The organism is Rahnella sp. PAMC25617 (assembly GCF_050606005.1).
Taxonomy (GTDB): Bacteria; Pseudomonadota; Gammaproteobacteria; order Enterobacterales; family Enterobacteriaceae; genus Rahnella; species Rahnella variigena.
Map to the genome: position 1 here is coordinate 190,358 of NZ_JBOCUM010000006.1, position 18,129 is coordinate 208,486.

The window sequence follows — 18,129 nt, forward strand, 5'->3', positions numbered from 1 at the left end:
CTAAAAATTAGTCTGTTGCACTGAAATTTTTTAAGAAACAGGAGTGCAGACAGTTCAGACGGCAGGAGGCATGGCAGCGCCGTCAGACGATGGAGGCAGCATTTTATAATAACTTTTAAACAAATGATGAACTTTCCGTGAGGAGATGTAACAGAGGCCGCATTTTGGAAAGGCGATCCCGGAACAGGGATCGCCTGAAGGAAGGATTTAACCGAGCTTGATCTCGCGATCTGCTGAGGCAATCGTAGACGGACGGTGGGCGATAAAAATCCGCGTTATATCCAGTTCGCTGATCGCCTGATTGATGCGCATTTCATTGTCCAGATCCAGATGGCTGGTGGCCTCATCGAGGAACAGAATTGCCGGACGGCGGTACAGCGCACGCGCAATCAGCACCCGCTGTTTCTGCCCACCGGACAAACTGCCGCCCAGTTCGCTGATCAGCGTTTCGTAACCCATCGGCATACGTTCGATATCGTCGTGGATGTTACAACGGCGGGCGCAGTCGATAATCCGCGCTTCGTCTTTCTGCTCATCAAAGCTGGCGATGTTCTCGGCAATGGAACCGGCGAACAACGTATCATCCTGTAACACACAGGCGATGCAGCTGCGGTAATTGTTCAGCCCGGCGGTGGTGATATCCATGCCGTTGATCAGAATGCGGCCTTCAGTTGGCGTCAGCAGACCGGTCATGATTTTCATCAGCGTGGTTTTGCCCTGCCCCGACGGTCCGGTGATTGCCACACTTTCTCCCGCCGCTACCGAGAGATTCAGGCCGTTGATCAGCGGCGCGGAAAGGCTGTCGTACTGAAACACCAGATCCCGGACATCCAGCGACGCCGCTTCGCCCGCCCGCAGCAATTCACGCTCCGGCAGCGATTTTTCGGTGTCGGTCAGCGCGATATCCGCGATACGGTCGCGGTGCAGGGAAAGCATCCGCAGTTGCAACACCATATTCAGCAGATTGGCCGCACGTTCGGAAAACTGCCCGCGATAGGTATTGAACGCCACGAACATCCCGAGCGTCATATGGCCGTCGATGACCTGCGTCGCGCCGAGCCACAGCAGCGCCACCTGATCGAGTGTGGCAATCAGTGTGTTACCGCCGGTAAACATCATTTCAAACTTGGTTTTACGCACTGTCGCATTGGCGTTATCAATGTTCAGATTCAGCCAAAAATTGGCGCGTGCTTTCGATAAACCGAGTGCTTTCAGCGTGCTGATGCCGTACAGCGTTTCCATAAAGTGCGAACCGGCACGGGCACCTTTGACGATTTGTTCCTCCGAAACCTGACGATAGGCGTTGTATGTGGTCAGACGGAAAACGACATAAATCGCTGTAAAACCGAGAATTACCCAAATCAGCCAGCCGCCGTACAGCACCATCATCACGATCAATCCGACCGACATAATGCCATCGATAATACTGTTCACCACATTGGTGGTCAGCGTCGTACGCAGTGTGTCGAGCGAGGTAAAACGCGACTGGATATCACCCAGTTTGCGCTTCTCAAAGTAATCGAGCGGCAGCTTCATCAGATGATCAAACAGCCGCGCTTTCCACTGCACGTCAATCAGCGTACTCATCACCAGCGATGTCCAGGCGCGCAGCATACTGACGCCGGTGCGGAAAATGATGAAGAACAGCAAACCGAGGCAAATCAGGGTCAGCAAATCGGGGTCTTTCGCCGGGATCACGTGGTCCATTACCAGCTGCATTCCGACCGGCAGCAGCAGATTCACCGATTCAATCATCAGCGACAGGCAGAAGATTTTGGTCAGCGCCGGGATCAGCCCGCTGACGTTGCCCATCATCTTGCGCAAATTGAGCCGCACGCGCGGCTTTTCAGAGGTAAAACCATTGTCCGGCCACAGCTCGAGCGCCACGCCGGTGAAATGCTCGGAGACTTCGCGCATACCCAGCGAGCGACGCCCGAAAGCCGGATCGTGAATAATCACTTTGCCCTGCTTAACGCCGACCAGTACCACGAAATGGTTGAGATCCCAGTGCAAAATGCAGGGTGTTTTCAGCGCGTTCAGCTCATCAATATCCAGCTTCAGGGCGCGGGATTTCATCTCATTCGCTGCGGCGATATCCATCAGCGTGCGCAGCGTCGCACCGCGCGAGGAAATGCCGTAATGCTGGCGCAGACTCTGCAAATCGACATGTTTACCGTGATAGCCAAAGACCATCGCCAGACTGGCCAGCCCGCATTCGGCGGCTTCGGTTTGAATAATCTGCGGCACCCGGTGGCGCCAGCTAAAGTGCAGGCGGTCAGCCAGCTCCCGTACGTTATCGAGATTCATTAATTGGCCCCACCACGCTTTTCTTCATGCTGTAATACGGAGACAACATCCACTGATACAGCGGCCTTTTCTCCAGGAATAATGTTGATTCAGCTTTCATACCGCTGGATAAATTCAGCGTCTCGCCGTGCCAGTCCATCGCTTTTTTATCCAGTGAAACAATCACTTTGTAATACGGCCCGCTGACCGTGCCGTTGGCCGTTCGCGGTGCGCTGGCGTAGGAATTCAGCGCCTGTTCAGAAACGGGCGCAGAGGAAATCGATTCCACCTTGCCGGGGAACTGGCCATACTTTTCAAACGGATAGGCTTCGTAACGGATATTAATGTGTTCACCGGCTTTTACGTAAGGCACGCTTTCATTGGGCAGCCAGGCAACAAGGAAGAACGGGGAATTACTGGCAGGCACCAGTTGCGCGAGGCTGTCTCCGGCGTTGACCATCTGTCCGGGCGTGACGCTCAGCGAGGAGATTTTGCCGGAGGTCGGCGCGGTGATCAGCAAGGAACCTTTGGCATCGGCCTGAGCCAGCTGACGCTCGAGGTCGTTACGCTGGTAGCCGTACTGCGAAATCTGATTATCAAACTCGGCGGCGCGGGTCACCAGTTCGCTGCGCAGATTGGTGATTTGCAGCGCTTCCTGAATCGCCTGAGTGTTCAGACTCTGAAACGACGTCTGCTGCTGATAAAACAGGTAACGCTGATTGTTCAGCTGGTCGGTATTGATGAGACCTTTCTTCTGATAAGCGCCGTAGTTCTGCATGCTTTTCTTCATGGCATCCAGCCCTTCCTGAGCGGAAGCCACCATGCTTTGCGAAACCTGATGCGCTTTCTCATATTGCTCTAACTGCTGTTGCAGGTTTTGCAGCGTCTCCTGCTTATTGTGCTCAAGCTGAGCAACGATCGAATCAATTTGCTCTCGTTGTTTTTTGATGGCGGCAAGCGTGGTAGTGCTGACGTTACCCGCCTGCGTCACGCGGCTGACGTCAATTTCATACAGCGGCTGCCCTTTTTTGACCGGTTTGCCGGTATCGACATACAGTTTGGTGATCACGCCCTGTTCCGGGCTGAACAAATTAATACTGTGTGGCTGGGTGATAATTTCACCGCTGACATTAATACGCCGGGTGTAATTGGTGAAGATTAGGAATATCAGTAAAGAAATAATAAAAACAGCGGTCAGTGACGTCACAATCCATATGGGCCAGCCGGCGAGTAATAACGCTTTACCCGTCCAGTGGTTTTGCTGATGTTCATTGACCTCTTTACGAAAGAGCATATTTTTTGTTCCGGAAAAACTGGCTGTAAAAACAGAATCTTTGAAAGATAGCAGCCATAAAACCTCCTGCCACCGCGATTACTCTGAAACATCGCAGGCAGGTATTTCCACATAGCGACTGTTACTCCGTCATATTAATTTACCTTTTGACGCAGATCTGACGCTTAAATAATCCTCCGCCTGAGCAAGCGATTATTTTTTATACGCTAAATTAATAAACCAGATTTTATTAACTATTAATTTATTTTAAAAACAATGTGTTATACATAAAATTCCACATAGGAGATTATTCCTAGTCAAATTCCGCCGCCAGTGCTCTAGTCTTAATCCCCGTGAAGACATTGCGTAGAAATTATCTCCATAGCATTACTCAATGTTTTCATCGCCCCCGGTTTTTAAGGGGACTTGCTTTAACAGATTAAAAGGAAGGCCTAAGATGAAACAATTAACAGAACATGATATTGAAATGGTTAATGGTGCGGGTTGGTCGGAAGATGTAAATAAAGTTGCCGATCGCCTATCAAACTTTGGTCAGGACGCGGTAAGTGACACCAGTAATGCGGTGAACAAAGCGTATTCACAAATTTCCGATGGTCTTGCTAAAGCACAGAACTATCTGACAACCTAGTTTTTAGTCTTTAAAGGTTAATCAGAGTAATACAAGCCCCGCTGACGCGGGGCTTTTTTTATCATTGGATGTATCAGTCGAAAATTTACAACCGAGGAAAACTTTTAGCAGGGAGAAATCAAATACCCGCTTTCGTTTTATCGCTCTTCACCATGCTGTTTTTCAACTTGCCGATAAGCTCGCGGCGAAAATCACCCAGTTTTGGCTTATCGCCATCCAGCCATGGTAATGGACGGCAGAGTTCCATGGTTTTGATACCCAGACGGGCAGTCAGCAATCCGGCACCAATACCTTGTGCCGCACGGGCGGAAAGACGCGCCGCCAGATCCTGCGACATCCAGTCCATCCCGACTTCGCGTACCAGCTCAGACGCGCCGGCGAATGCCATATTCAGCAGCACCAGGCGGAACAAACGGATGCGGCTGTAATAACCCAGTTCAATGCCGTAAAGCACGGCGATGCGGTTGACCAGACGCAGGTTGCGCCAGGCGATAAAGGCCATATCCACCAGCGCCAGCGGGCTGACGGCGATCATCAGCGCCGATTCGGCTGCCGAATGGCTGATTTCACGCCGTGCCTGTGCATCGAGCACCGGCTGAACTAATCGCGCGTAAAGCTCGACCACTTCACGGTCATTCTGCGTTTCGTGCAATGACGCCTTCCAGCGTTGTAACGCCGGATGGCTGTTATCCAGTCCGGCTTGCGCTGCCAGTTTTTCGCAAAATGCGCGCCCCTGCCCTAAACCATGACTGTGCATTAATTCACGTGCCTTATCACGCTCATCGGCGCGCTGACGCAGGCGGTACAAGCGCCGCCATTCGGTAGCTACTGAACCGACACCGGCGAGGATAATCAGCCCGCCCGCTGTGCAGGCACCCAGCGCCACCCAGTCTTGCTGGATCCACGCCTCGTGAACCCATTGCACGCCCTGCGCGACCACGCTGATCCCCAGCACCGCCACGCCTAACCGAACAATTTTACCCCACAAACTGCGGCGCGGTTTCAGCGCACGGTTAAGCACTGCTTCGGCTTCGCCTTCTTCCTGCTGTTCGTCGGTTTCAGCGGTGACCGGAATAAAGCGTTCTGAAATCTGTTCGTCAAAGGCCAGCGCCGGTTTGATCACCGGATCGGCCGGGGCTTTTAATTCCGTTTCAAAATCGATACGCGGTCTTATAGGTTCGCTCATCGCATTTTATCTCCCAGTAAAAACTCCATCACCGCGTCCAGACGGATGTGCGGCAACGGCGTATCCACGCTCATTTCACGCGGACGAAACTCATCAAAATGGAATCCCTGTTTTTGCCAGAACGCATGTCCCGGCAGACGCGCAGGCACCTCGCCGGGGAACACCGTCAGCGGCGCGCCATCCTGCAACCGGTGGCCTTTCAGCGCGGGTAAGCTTTGCCCCTGATATTCCACCATGCCGGTTTCCGTCGCCTGAACCGACGCCAGACCGGCGCAGTCCATGCTGATGCCTTCGAAAGCGGCGTTCTGCCAGGCTTCCTGCACCAGTTGCTGCAACAGAGACACCAGACTGGCGTGCTGATCGCCGGTGATGTGGTCGGCTTTAGTGGCGGCAAACATCAGTTTGTCGATGCATGGATTAAACAAACGGCGGAACAACGTGCGTTTGCCGTAATGGAAACTTTGCATCAGTTGTGTCAGCGCGAGGCGCATATCGTTGAAAGCCTGCGGACCGCTGTTGAGCGGTTGCAGGCAATCCACCAGCACAATCTGGCGGTCAAATTTAACGAAGTGATCTTTATAAAACCCTTTCACGATGTGCTGACAGTAATAGTCGAAACGCGCACGCAGCATGCCGAGATTGCTGTTTTTATCCGCCTGCGCCAGTTGGGCATCAGAATAGCGGTTCAGCTCCGGCCACGGGAAGAACTGCAGCGCGGGCGCACCGGCCATATCTCCCGGCAGAACAAAACGCCCCGGCTGGATAAAGTGCAACCCTTCGGTTTTGCAGCGCACCAGATAATCGGTGTAGGCCTGTGAAATCGTGCCCAGCAGATTTTCATCAGCCGGTGCCAGCGGATCGCATTGTTCGCACAGCGTCAGCCACGGCTTCGCCCATTCTGCACGATCGCCCTGCAACAGCCCCGCCATCTGGCGTGACCAGTCGAGATAGTTTTGCTCCAGCATCGGCAAATCCAGCAGCCATTCACCGGGATAATCGACAATTTCCAGATACAACGTGGAGGTATCTTTGAAGTGACGCAGCAGGGAATCGTTGGAACGGTAACGCAATGCCAGGCGGATTTCGCTGACACCACGGGTTGGCGTTGGCCACGCGGGCGGAGTGCCATAAAGCGACGCAAGCCCTTCGTCATAGGCAAAGCGCGACACGCCCAGATCACGCTGGGGAACGCGCTTTACGCCGAGCAGGCGCTCCTCGCGGGCAGCCGAAAACAGCGGCAGACGTGCGCCGCTGTGCATATGTAAAAGCTGGTTAACGAAGGCGGTGATGAAAGCGGTTTTTCCGCTGCGGCTTAAACCAGTGACGGCCAGCCGCAGATGCCTGTCCATGCCGCGATTGATCAGTGAATTAAACTCATCTTGTAGTCTTTTCATTGCTCTCCCTGGCGTAGCGCCCAAACAGCGCGGTAAGAATACGTTTGAATAACGGTTCTAATAATAGTGCTAAAACATACCGAAGTGGCCCTTTTCCCACCACGCCCAGCACGCGTGCTGCCAGTCCGGCGGGACCGAACGTGAGCGCCAGCGTCAGCGCGATGTTCAGTATTTTCGAAAACAGGCTGCGCTTACCCGGCAGCGAGGAATTCAGGTAACGGGTCATAAAGATTCCTTAAGCGGGAGGTGAGAAAGAAAATAGCAGCCGGAACAACGTCCGGCAGCCAGAGGCAAAGTGGTTGATAAGAATTGCAGGTAAAGAATTAAAGCTGACGGAACCGGCTGCGTACGCCAAAAGTTTCCGAGGTGACATAGCGCTCTACCTGACGTAAACGCTGTTCGCTGGCCTTAAGTTCGCGGTCGGCTTCTTCCAGCAAGTTACGCGGCGATGGCGCATTTTCATCTTCATATTCGCTGGCCGGTACCGAATCCAGCACGTAGCTGAGAATGATGTACGCCACGACGGTGAACATGAATAAACCGAAGAAAATCGACAGCACGGCCATAATTCGCAGCAGTTTTACCGGCACGCCCAGATAGTGCGCCAGCCCGGCCAGTACGCCTTTAACCACGCCCTCTTCCGGCACGCGATAGAGTTTTTTCTCAGACAGACGGGTCGCCATTATGATTGCCTCCAGCCCGGATGTTCGGCGTCGAGAATTTCTTCCAGCGCCTGAATACGTTCGCGCATACGTTGCGCTTCATGGGTCAGACTGGTGAGATTTTGCATCTCATGCTGACTAAGCTGACTGCCATTTTGCTGGCGATTGCTGTAGTGAAGCCACAACCAGACGGGCGCCACGAATAAAACAAAAATGGTCAGCGGAATAGCTAAAAACAGGAAGCTCATTGTCTCTCCTTATGAGTCTTTTTTATTACCGGTTACGGCGTTTATCCTGCAACAACCTGCCTGCGAACAGGCAGGTTTAATGGCAAACATTATGCGTCCTGGTTGCCGTTCATTTTAGCTTTCAGGGCAGCAATTTGTGCGCTGATTTCATCATCAGCTTTCAGTTCAGCAAATTGCTGATCCAGCGATTTCTTTTTGCCGATGCTGACGCTTTCAGCTTCCGCTTCCATATGGTCGATGCGGCGTTCGAACTGCTCAAAACGCGCCATCGCTTCATCAATTTTACCGCTGTCGAGCTGGCGACGAACGTCACGTGAAGAGGCCGCAGCCTGATGACGTAAGGTCAGCGCCTGCTGACGCGCACGGGTTTCGGTCAGTTTGCTTTCCAGCTCACCAATCTCTGACTTCATGCGATCCAGCGTTTCTTCTACGACAGTCACTTCGTTTTTCAGCGTAGTGACCAGCTCGGAAAGCTTTTGCTTTTCGATCAGCGCCGCACGGGCCAGATCGTCTTTATCTTTGCGCAGCGCCAGTTCGGCTTTGTCCTGCCATTCATTTTGCTGGGCTTCACCCTGATCGATACGGCGGATCAGCTGTTTCTTTTCTGCCAGCGCACGGGCGGAGGTCGAACGCAGTTCCACCAGCGTGTCTTCCATTTCCTGAATCATCAGACGAACCAGTTTTTGCGGATCTTCAGCTTTATCCAGCAAGGTGTTGATGTTGGCGTTAATGATGTCAGCGAAGCGAGAAAAAATACCCATAATCGAAATTCCTCTTTGTTTCTGTTTGGTTTCCGGCCAAATGATTACCGGTCAAATCCGCAGGAAAATTTTCAACTGCGGCAATAAACCTATATCAGGATCCGTGCCAACTTTTTAAAATCATTATCTCCATGAATAAATTGAATTTTTTATTTGCGTCTCTGCTATGCTTGTTTTTAGACATGATTATTTTCACTAAGAGTTAGTGTGTTTCACCACACAAGGAATGCCAAATGACGGATAACACAGACAATTTGCTCGGCGAAGCCAACGCCTTTATAGAAGTGCTGGAACAGGTCTCTCAACTGGCGAAGCTAAACAAGCCGGTGCTGGTCACCGGCGAACGCGGCAGCGGTAAAGAACTGATCGCGCACCGTCTGCATTATCTGTCGCCCCGCTGGCAGGGGCCGTTTATTTCGCTCAATTGTGCGGCGCTCAATGAAAACCTGCTCGATTCGGAGCTGTTCGGCCACGAAGCGGGCGCATTTACCGGCGCGCAGAAACGCCATCTCGGACGATTTGAACGCGCGGACGGCGGCACGTTATTTCTCGATGAACTGGCGACCGCGCCAATGCTGGTGCAGGAAAAACTGCTGCGCGTGATTGAATACGGCCATCTGGAGCGCGTCGGCGGCAGCCAGCCGTTGCAGGTGGATGTGCGTCTGGTGTGCGCAACTAACGATGATTTACCGCAACTGGCGGCACAAGGAAAGTTCCGCGCCGACCTGCTCGACCGGCTGGCATTTGATGTGGTGCAGTTGCCGCCGCTGCGCGAACGTCAGCAGGACATCATGTTGCTGGCGGAACATTTCGCCATTCAAATGTGCCGGGAACTTTCGCTGCCCTTATTCCCCGGATTTACGGAATATGCGCGTGAGACGCTGATGGCCTACCGCTGGCCGGGCAATATCCGCGAGCTGAAAAACGTCGTCGAACGCTCGATGTACCGCCATGGCACCAGCGATTTTCCGCTCGATAACATTATCCTGAATCCGTTTGCACAGCGCACTTCTGCCACGGAGCCCGCAGATACCCGTCAGCACGACAATCTGCCGGCGTTACCGTTAGATCTCAAACAGTGGGTGACGGAGCAGGAAAAAAATCTGATTGAACAGGCTTTACGGCAGGCGCGGTTTAATCAACGCAAGGCAGCCGAACTGCTGAACGTGACGTATCACCAGTTGCGCGGAATGTTGAAGAAGCATGGGATACAGGTGAATGCACAGGAAGCGCCTGAATAACAGGCAAAAAAAAGCCAGCACCCGAGCTGGCTAAGTAATACTGGAAGCAATGTGAGCAATGTCGTACCTCGCGATTAACGCCCTGGCGGGTCGCCTCTCGTTCGGTGAAAAGAATGATAATGGTTCTCAGTATCGTCTGTAAAGCATTTTGTTGAGAATATTTCTCATTACCACAATGACGTTATGGCTACTTATTGAACACCCTTAACGTCATTAAGGACTACCATTCTGGGAACGGATCGGCCATCGCCACCCAGCTTTCGATGCCTTCCGCCATCTGTTCTTCGCTTAACAGGCACGCATCCAGGCGCCGTATAATCTCTGCTTTATTCAGATGCTGACCAATAAACACCAGCTCCTGACGCATATCGCCGAACGGCTCCAGCCATTTTTCCATAATATGCTCGCGGGTCTCCTCGTCCTGTGGCCAGTCACTTTCCGGCAGCGCCCGCCAGAAAACCCCCGCCATACCATAACGCGCAATGCCCCCCGCCTGACTCCATTGCCCGGCAAAACGCGGACGCGTCGCCAGCCAGAAGAAACCTTTCGACCGCAGTAAGGTGCCGCCGCCCCAGTCGCCATGCACCACGCGGTAAAACTTATCCGGATCAAACGGCCTGCGCGCGGTGTAGACAAAGCTGCTGATGCCGTACTCTTCGGTTTCCGGCGTGTGCTCGCCACGTAGCTCTTTCAGCCATCCCGGCGCAAGTTGCGCCTTAGCAAAATCAAAACGGTGCGTATTCAGTACGGCATCAACCGGCAGGCTGCCGGGACAAATCGGGATGATATGCGCATCGGGGTTCAGACTCCGCAACAGCGCTATCACTTCGCGCTGCTGCTGGCTGTCGAGCAGATCGGTTTTGCTGACCAGCAGTACATTACAGAATTCAATCTGGTCGATGAGTAAATCCGTCACGCTGCGCGTATCGTCATCACCCAGACTTTCACCGGCTTCCTGCACGCTGCGCGCTTCCTGATATTGCTGCATAAAGTTAACGCCATCGACGACGGTCACCAGCGTGTCGAGGCGCGCAAACTGCGACAGGCTTTCGCCATTTTCATCCTCAAAGGTGAAGGTTTCCGCCACCGGCAGCGGTTCCGAAATCCCGCTTGATTCAATCAGCAGATAATCAAAACGTCCGGCCTGCGCCAGCTCACGCACGGAAATCAGCAAATCTTCCCGCAGAGTGCAGCAGATGCAACCGTTGCTCATTTCCACCAGTTTTTCCTGCTGGCGGTCGAGGGTAATTTCACTGGCCACCAGCGCGGCGTCAATGTTCACCTCGCTCATGTCATTGACGATCACCGCCACGCGTAATCCCTGGCGGTTATTCAGAATATGGTTGAGAACGGTCGTTTTACCGGCGCCGAGAAAGCCGGACAACACGGTAACGGGGAGTAAGGACATCGTTAACCTCTTTTCGAAGGACAGTGCAGGAATACTTCGCCTGCGATTATTGTTATAATATAACATAACAACGATAATCCAAATTCAAGGGTTTTATTTTCAACGCCACTTTTTTGTCGAAAACGAACGGTTTTTGCGCGAAGTGCCGCAGGACCACACGCTGATTTGCTCAATGGATTGGGGTACCTCGCAGAGTACGGTACACTTAGGCTATTGCACCTTAACTTTGAAGCCTTTATGCGTCGTCTAACTTTGTGGATGCTTTTACTGAGCGGCTTGTCCACAGCAGTTTTTGCTGAGACTACCCCAACACACGCCAGCCCGACGGCAGTCACAGCGCCGGTTAAAGATATTCGCCAGAGCGGCTTTGTCTATTGCGTGAATGGCATGGTCAATACCTTCAACCCGCAAAAAGCCAGCAGCGGGCTGATTATCGACACACTTGCCGCGCAGTTATATGACCGTCTGCTGGACGTTGACCCGTATACCTATCGCCTGATCCCCGAACTGGCGCAAAGCTGGGAAGTGCTGGATGACGGTGCGACCTACCGTTTCCATCTGCGCAAAGACGTGCCTTTCCAGAAAACAGGCTGGTTTTCGCCGTCGCGCAAAATGAACGCTGACGACGTGTTATTCAGCTTCCAGCGCATCGTGGATCCGAAAAATCACTATCACGCGGTGAACGGCGAGGAATATCCGTATTTTGACAGCCTGCAATTTGCCCGCGCAGTGAAAAGCATCAAAAAACTCGACGACTACACGGTCGAGTTTCGCCTCAATAATCCTGACGCTTCTTTCCTCTGGCATCTTGCAACGCACTACGCGCCGGTGCTTTCGGCGGAATATGCTGCGAATCTCACCAAATCCGGTAATGAAGAAGAAATTGATCGCCAGCCGGTGGGCACAGGCCCGTTCCAGCTGGGGGAGTACCGCACCGGTCAGTACGTGCGTCTGGCACGTAACGGGCAATACTGGAAAGGCACGCCGCGTATGTCGCAGGTGGTGATTGATATGGGCGTCGGCGGCACCGGACGTTTGTCAAAATTACTGACCGGCGAATGTGATGTGCTGGCGTATCCAGCGGCCAGCCAGCTGTCGATTTTGCGTGAAGATCCGCGTTTGCGTCTTTCCCTGCGTCCGGGTATGAACGTCGCGTATCTGGCCTTTAATACCAATAAAGCGCCGCTTAACGATCCGCGAATCCGTCAGGCGGTGGCGCTGTCTATCAATAATCAGCGCCTGATGCAGTCGATTTATTACGGTACGGCAGAAACCGCCGCATCGATTTTGCCACGTGCGTCATGGGCTTATGACAGCAATGCACAGGTCACGGAATACAATCCTGAAAAAGCGAAGCAAATACTGAAAGATCTCGGTCAGGAGAAACTCAATCTGCATTTGTGGGTACCGACGGCGTCCCAGTCATTTAACCCAAGTCCGCTAAAAACTGCCGAACTGATCCAGGCCGATTTAGCGCAGGTCGGGATTAAAGTGTCCATTGTGCCGGTCGAAGGGCGTTTCCAGGAGGCGAAGCTGATGGAAATGAATCATGATTTGACGCTCACAGGCTGGTCAACGGACAGTAACGATCCAGACAGTTTCTTCCGCCCGATGCTCAGTTGTGCGGCGATCCACTCGCAGACAAACTATGCTCACTGGTGTAACCCTGAATTTGATGAATTGCTGCGTCAGGGGCTTTTGTCACAGCAACTTTCACAGCGCATTGAGTTTTATCAGCAGGCGCAAAAAATCCTTGAGCAGCAACTGCCGGTGTTACCGCTGGCCTCTTCCCTGCGGCTTCAGGCTTACCGTTACGACATCAAAGGACTGGTACTGAGCCCGTTTGGTAACTCCTCGTTTGCTGGCGTCTTCCGTGAAAATGAGAAAAGCCGTGATGACGAAGGAAGGAAAGCCCCATGATTATCTTCACGTTACGTCGCATATTGCTGCTGATCGCCACGCTGTTCTTCCTCAGCCTGGTGGCGTTCAGCCTGAGCTATTTTACGCCCAACGCGCCGTTGCGCGGTGCGTCATTATGGGATGCTTACCGTTTCTATTTTATGGGCATCTGCCAGTTTGATTTTGGCGTGTCGAGTATTAACGGCGAAAGTATTACCTATCAGCTCAAAGCCGTATTCCCGGCGACCATGGAGCTGTGCGTGCTGGCTTTTGCGCTGGCGTTAATAGTGGGAATTCCGCTGGGTATTCTCGCGGGTGTCATGCGCGGGAAATGGCCGGATGTGGCGATCAGCAGCCTCGCCCTGCTCGGCTTTTCCATTCCGGTATTCTGGCTGGCCGTATTACTGATGCTGTTTTTCTCGATGCAACTCGGCTGGTTGCCGGTATCCGGTCGCCTTGATTTACTCTATCAGCTGAAAACCGTTACCGGCCTGACGCTGGTGGATGCATGGCTGTCTGATTCACCTTATCGCCATGAGATGATCATGAGCGCCATCCGCCACATGATTTTGCCGATTGCTGCGCTGGCCGTTGCGCCGACGACGGAGGTTATCCGTCTGATGCGAATTTCCACCGACGATGTGCTGGCGAAAAACTACGTGAAAGCCGCCGCCACGCGCGGTTTGTCACGGTTTACGATTATCCGCCGTCATGTGCTGCACAACGCGCTGCCGCCAATCATTCCTAAACTTGGTCTGCAATTTTCGACCATGCTGACGCTGGCGATGATCACTGAAGTGGTCTTTAACTGGCCGGGGATTGGCCGCTGGCTGATTAATGCTATCCGCCAGCAGGACTACGCTGCGATTTCCGCAGGCGTGATGGTGGTCGGCTCGCTGGTGATTGTGGTTAACGTGCTTTCTGACATTCTCGGTGCATTGATGAATCCATTGAAACATAAGGAATGGTATGCCCTTCGATAATGTATACCGCGAAAAACAAGTACCCAGTCCGCTGCGCCACACGTGGGGGATTTTCTATCGCGACACGCTGTCAATGATCGGCTTTTATGGCGTGCTCGGACTGTTGTTTTTGTGTATTTTCGGCCATCTGCTGGCGCCGTACGCGCTCGACCAGCAATTCCTCGGCTACCAGTTGCTGCCGCCTTCATGGTCGCGCTACGGCAACGTGTCATTCTTCCTCGGCACGGACGATCTGGGCCGGGATTTACTCAGCCGGATGTTAACGGGTGCGGCACCGACTATCGGTGGTGCGCTGGTGATTACCCTCGCGGCGTCGCTGTGTGGCGTTATTATTGGCGTGCTGGCGGGCATCACCCGCGGGCTGAAATCAGCCATTCTCAACCATATTCTGGATACCCTGCTTTCAATCCCTTCCCTGCTGCTGGCGATTGTGGTGGTGGCCTTTATCGGCCCGAAACTCGAGCACGCGATGCTGGCCGTCTGGCTGGCGCTGTTGCCACGCATTTCACGCACCATTTACAGCGCGGTGCATGACGAGCTGGAAAAAGAATATGTGGTTGCGGTACGTCTTGACGGCGCATCGACGTGGCAGATTCTGCGTTATGCCGTATTGCCCAATATTGTGGCGGTGCTGGCAACAGAATTTACCCGCGCCTTGTCGATGGCGATTCTGGATATTGCCGCATTAGGCTTTCTGGATTTGGGCGCACAATTACCTTCTCCGGAATGGGGAGCGATGCTCGGTGATTCACTTGAACTGGTGTATGTCGCGCCGTGGACCGTCATGCTGCCGGGTGCCGCCATTCTCATCAGCGTGTTGCTGATCAACCTGCTGGGTGACGGTGTGCGTCGGGCGATTAATGCGGGAGTGGAATAATGCCTTTACTCGATATCCGCAATCTGACCATTGAATTTATGACTGCCGACGGGCCGGTCAAAGCGGTTGACCGCGTCAGCATGACGCTGAATGCCGGTGAAATCCGCGGGCTGGTGGGTGAATCTGGTTCGGGCAAAAGCCTGATTGCCAAAGCTATCTGCGGCGTAACCAAAGATAACTGGCGCGTGACGGCAGACCGTATGCGCTTTGATAACATCGACCTGTTGCAGCTGTCGCCACGCGAGCGGCGCAAACTGGTCGGGCAAAACGTGTCGATGATTTTTCAGGAGCCACAATCCTGTCTCGATCCTTCCGAGAGTATTGGCCGTCAGTTAATTCAGGCAATCCCCGGCTGGACCTATAAAGGCCGCTGGTATCAGCGCTGGAAGTGGCGCAAGAAACGCGCCATTGAGCTGCTGCACCGCGTCGGGATTAAAGATCACAAAGACATAATGGCCAGTTATCCGTACGAACTGACTGAAGGTGAATGCCAGAAAGTGATGATCGCCATTGCCCTGGCGAATCAGCCGCGTTTACTGATTGCCGATGAGCCCACAAATGCCATGGAGCCGACCACACAGGCGCAGATTTTCCGCCTGCTGTCCCGGCTGAATCAGAACAATAACACCACGATTTTGCTGATCAGCCACGACCTGCAAATGATGAGTAAATGGGCGAACCGCATAAACGTGTTGTATTGCGGTCAGACCGTTGAGAGCGCGGTGTGTGAAGAACTGCTGTCTGCACCGCATCATCCTTACACGCAGGCACTGATCCGCGCGATGCCTGATTTTGGTCGTTCCCTGCCACATAAAAGCCGGCTGAATACGCTGCCGGGGGCGATACCTTCACTGGAACATCTGCCGATTGGCTGTCGTCTGGGGCCACGCTGCCCTTACGCGCAGAAAAAGTGCATTGAAACGCCGCGCCTGCGTCTGGCAAAAACACATGCTTACGCCTGCCACTTCCCGCTGAACATGGAGGAGCAATAATGGGCGAAACCCTGCTCGAAGTCCGTAATCTGAGCAAAACGTTCCGTTATCGCACCGGTTTGTTCCGCAGGATGAATCTGGATGCGGTGAAACCGGTCAGCTTTACCCTGCGTGAAAAACAAACGCTGGCGATCATCGGTGAAAACGGCTCAGGGAAATCGACACTGGCTAAAATGCTCTCCGGCATGGTTGAACCAAGCGGCGGCGAAATTCTGATTGATGATCATCCGCTGGCGTTTCGCGATTATCGTTTCCGCAGCCAGCAAATCCGTATGATTTTTCAGGATCCCAGCACATCGCTCAATCCACGTCAGCGAATTGGTCAGTTGCTCGAAGCGCCATTACGCCTCAACAGTGAAATGGACGCGCAGCAGCGTGAACAACGCATCAACCAGACCCTGCGGCTGGTCGGTATGCTGCCGGACCACGCGAATTATTATCCGCACATGCTGGCGTCCGGTCAGAAGCAGAGCGTTGCCCTGGCGCGCGCACTGATCCTGCAACCCAAAGTGATTGTTGCCGATGAGGCGCTGGCGTCTTTGGATATGTCCATGCGTTCGCAAATCATCAACATGATGCTGGAGTTGCAGGAAAAACAAGGCATTTCATACATCTATGTCACCCAGCACCTTGGCATGATGAAACACATCAGTGATCAGGTTTTGGTGATGCATGAAGGTGAAGTGGTCGAACGTGGCAATACCGCCGAAGTGCTAGCGGCACCGCTGCATGACCTGACTAAAAGGCTGATCGCCAGTCACTTTGGTGAAGCACTCACGGCAGATGCCTGGCGGCGCGATGGAAATTAGCGCGTAGCAGAAGCGGCGATTAACTGACTGAATACCAAACGGTGCCTGAAACGGGCGCCGTTTTTTATCTTTGCAATCGGGTAAATTGCCGATGAAATTCGCGACCAAACCCGTTCCTCTGGCATATTTGCCGTTTTCTATTCCTTTTAGATATGATTTATCGCTTAACATTATTTTATATCGACAACAGTATCGGCAAGGATAGGGTCTGATAATTTGCCTGGATGCCAGGCTTGAAGCAAAGGACCCGTTCATGGAACAACAACGCAAGGCCGCGCACAGCGGCTGGTATCATGAAACACAATCCAGCCAGTATGGTCACCTGCCGCTTGATCCCCATGCTGCGTTAGTTCAGGATCGCTTTCTGCTCGGGCTGGATAATCAGCTTGATCCGACACTTCGACAGCTGCTCAACGAACGCCAGAAACTTCTGCGTGCTTCCCGCGCCTGCTACGAGGTGCTTTTCCCGGATAATCTGAGCGTATCGCGTACAGAAACGCTTTCTTTATATGACCGTCTGAGCAGTGCGCTGACCGTTGCGCAGGTGACCGGCGTACAATCACTTTGTAGCCACTACGCCGCCCGCCTCGCCCCGCTCTCCAGCCCTGATGCCTCCCGTGAAAGTAATATCCGCCAGACTCATATCACTCAGTTCGCCCGGTTACTCGCCACTCAGCCTACGCTTATCACGCCGTCCATGCTGGATCAGCTCAGCCACGTCGGATTCAGTACGCGGGATATTGTGACATTTACGCAGCTGATCGGTTTTGTCAGTTATCAGGCGCGAGTACTGGCCGTCGTGAATGGTCTACGCGGGCGTGCCGCCGCCGTGCTCCCTGGTTTCCCTGCGCCTGAAGGCTGCGAGCAGAAAGGGTTTTCTCTGGCCATGCTGCAATGGAAATCGAGGCTGCCGGAAGTGGCACCGGAAACCGCCAGCAAGCATCAGCAGGATGTTCTGGATTTAATCGCGCCCGATGCGCGGTCTTCATCTTTTTATACGCTGCTGGTGCATGATGCCGACGCGCTGAGTGAATTCTCAGCCGTCTTTAATCACGTGATGCAGGCCGGTGAGCGCCCGAAAGCGGCCTGGCGCGAGCTGTCTGCCGTGGCGACCTCGAAGTTAAATGGCTGCCTGTATTGCGCAGGGATCCACGGTCGTCTGTATCTGGAAGCTAACGGCAACGAAGCCATTATCGGTTCCTTGTTCGAAGAAAATCATCGCGACGATGCAGTTGATGCATTGTCGAAAACGCTGTCCGACAGAAAAGAAGCCGCACTGCTGGATGCCGTGATTACGCTGACCCGCACACCGGAACGTTTTGATGCACGCCAGTTGCACGGATTATCAGATGCCGGTTATTCGGCAACACAATCTCTGGATATCCTGCTGACTGCCGCGCTGTTCAGCTGGTCAAACCGTCTGATCCAGACGCTGGGGGATACCCTTAACCGGTAAGTTTG

17 protein-coding genes are annotated in these 18,129 nt (G+C 53.3%); 8 read left to right on the forward strand and 9 right to left on the reverse strand.

Going from position 1 to position 18,129, the window contains the following annotated elements; translation table 11 throughout:
* Nucleotides 1–207 precede the first annotated feature (207 nt).
* Entirely contained in the window at nt 208–2,307 is a 2,100-nt protein-coding gene (locus tag ACM615_RS06855; RefSeq protein WP_129638584.1) for a peptidase domain-containing ABC transporter, read from the reverse strand.
* Entirely contained in the window at nt 2,294–3,580 is a 1,287-nt protein-coding gene (locus ACM615_RS06860; protein ID WP_431011691.1) for an HlyD family secretion protein, read from the reverse strand. The genes ACM615_RS06855 and ACM615_RS06860 overlap by 14 nt, the downstream gene beginning before the upstream one ends.
* 436 nt (nt 3,581–4,016) lie before the next feature.
* On the opposite strand from ACM615_RS06860, the gene ACM615_RS06865 reads away from it, so the two are divergent.
* Nucleotides 4,017–4,208, forward strand: coding sequence for a hypothetical protein (locus tag ACM615_RS06865; protein ID WP_013576041.1), 192 nt, complete (start codon nt 4,017–4,019; stop codon nt 4,206–4,208).
* Nucleotides 4,209–4,326: 118 nt separating this feature from the next.
* Here ACM615_RS06865 and ACM615_RS06870 read toward each other — a convergent pair whose 3' ends face one another.
* From ACM615_RS06870 to pspA, 6 genes are all read right to left on the reverse strand, one after another.
* The gene (locus tag ACM615_RS06870) at nt 4,327–5,394 is read right to left on the reverse strand and encodes a TIGR01620 family protein (RefSeq protein ID WP_431011692.1); all 1,068 of its coding nucleotides are present in this window, start codon (nt 5,392–5,394) and stop codon (nt 4,327–4,329) included.
* Entirely contained in the window at nt 5,391–6,788 is a 1,398-nt protein-coding gene (locus ACM615_RS06875; RefSeq protein ID WP_132963842.1) for a YcjX family protein, read from the reverse strand. Before ACM615_RS06875 ends, ACM615_RS06870 begins: the two co-directional genes overlap by 4 nt.
* Complete coding sequence (locus tag ACM615_RS06880; protein WP_120161818.1) at nt 6,769–7,014, reverse strand: phage shock protein PspD; 246 nt, start codon at nt 7,012–7,014, stop codon at nt 6,769–6,771. Before ACM615_RS06880 ends, ACM615_RS06875 begins: the two co-directional genes overlap by 20 nt.
* Before the next feature lie 97 nt (nt 7,015–7,111).
* Entirely contained in the window at nt 7,112–7,471 is a 360-nt protein-coding gene (gene pspC, locus ACM615_RS06885; RefSeq protein ID WP_431011693.1) for an envelope stress response membrane protein PspC, read from the reverse strand.
* The gene (gene pspB / locus ACM615_RS06890; protein WP_013576050.1) at nt 7,471–7,698 is read right to left on the reverse strand and encodes an envelope stress response membrane protein PspB; all 228 of its coding nucleotides are present in this window, start codon (nt 7,696–7,698) and stop codon (nt 7,471–7,473) included. Before pspB ends, pspC begins: the two co-directional genes overlap by 1 nt.
* 89 nt (nt 7,699–7,787) lie before the next feature.
* The gene (gene pspA / locus ACM615_RS06895; protein ID WP_112287897.1) at nt 7,788–8,459 is read right to left on the reverse strand and encodes a phage shock protein PspA; all 672 of its coding nucleotides are present in this window, start codon (nt 8,457–8,459) and stop codon (nt 7,788–7,790) included.
* A gap of 233 nt (nt 8,460–8,692) precedes the next feature.
* On the opposite strand from pspA, the gene pspF reads away from it, so the two are divergent.
* Nucleotides 8,693–9,700, forward strand: coding sequence for a phage shock protein operon transcriptional activator (gene pspF, locus ACM615_RS06900; RefSeq protein ID WP_112287898.1), 1,008 nt, complete (start codon nt 8,693–8,695; stop codon nt 9,698–9,700).
* Between the two features lie 220 nt (nt 9,701–9,920).
* Here the strand turns inward: pspF and zigA are convergent, their stop codons facing one another.
* Nucleotides 9,921–11,108, reverse strand: coding sequence for a zinc metallochaperone GTPase ZigA (zigA, locus tag ACM615_RS06905; protein ID WP_431011694.1), 1,188 nt, complete (start codon nt 11,106–11,108; stop codon nt 9,921–9,923).
* Nucleotides 11,109–11,345: 237 nt separating this feature from the next.
* On the opposite strand from zigA, the gene sapA reads away from it, so the two are divergent.
* The 6 genes from sapA (at nt 11,346) to ACM615_RS06935 (ending at nt 18,124) form a co-directional block, all read left to right on the forward strand.
* The gene (gene sapA / locus ACM615_RS06910; RefSeq protein ID WP_431011695.1) at nt 11,346–13,028 is read left to right on the forward strand and encodes an ABC transporter substrate-binding protein SapA; all 1,683 of its coding nucleotides are present in this window, start codon (nt 11,346–11,348) and stop codon (nt 13,026–13,028) included.
* The gene (gene sapB, locus ACM615_RS06915; RefSeq protein ID WP_129638577.1) at nt 13,025–13,990 is read left to right on the forward strand and encodes a putrescine export ABC transporter permease SapB; all 966 of its coding nucleotides are present in this window, start codon (nt 13,025–13,027) and stop codon (nt 13,988–13,990) included. Before sapA ends, sapB begins: the two co-directional genes overlap by 4 nt.
* Entirely contained in the window at nt 13,977–14,867 is an 891-nt protein-coding gene (gene sapC / locus ACM615_RS06920; protein ID WP_112287903.1) for a putrescine export ABC transporter permease SapC, read from the forward strand. Before sapB ends, sapC begins: the two co-directional genes overlap by 14 nt.
* Nucleotides 14,867–15,859 carry a putrescine export ABC transporter ATP-binding protein SapD gene (sapD, locus tag ACM615_RS06925; protein WP_120161812.1) on the forward strand — a complete coding sequence of 331 codons (993 nt, stop codon included), beginning with the start codon at nt 14,867–14,869 and terminating at the stop codon, nt 15,857–15,859. Before sapC ends, sapD begins: the two co-directional genes overlap by 1 nt.
* Complete coding sequence (gene sapF, locus ACM615_RS06930) at nt 15,859–16,668, forward strand: putrescine export ABC transporter ATP-binding protein SapF (protein WP_112287907.1); 810 nt, start codon at nt 15,859–15,861, stop codon at nt 16,666–16,668. Before sapD ends, sapF begins: the two co-directional genes overlap by 1 nt.
* 253 nt (nt 16,669–16,921) lie before the next feature.
* Entirely contained in the window at nt 16,922–18,124 is a 1,203-nt protein-coding gene (locus ACM615_RS06935; protein ID WP_112287908.1) for a CMD domain-containing protein, read from the forward strand.
* Nucleotides 18,125–18,129 lie beyond the last annotated feature (5 nt).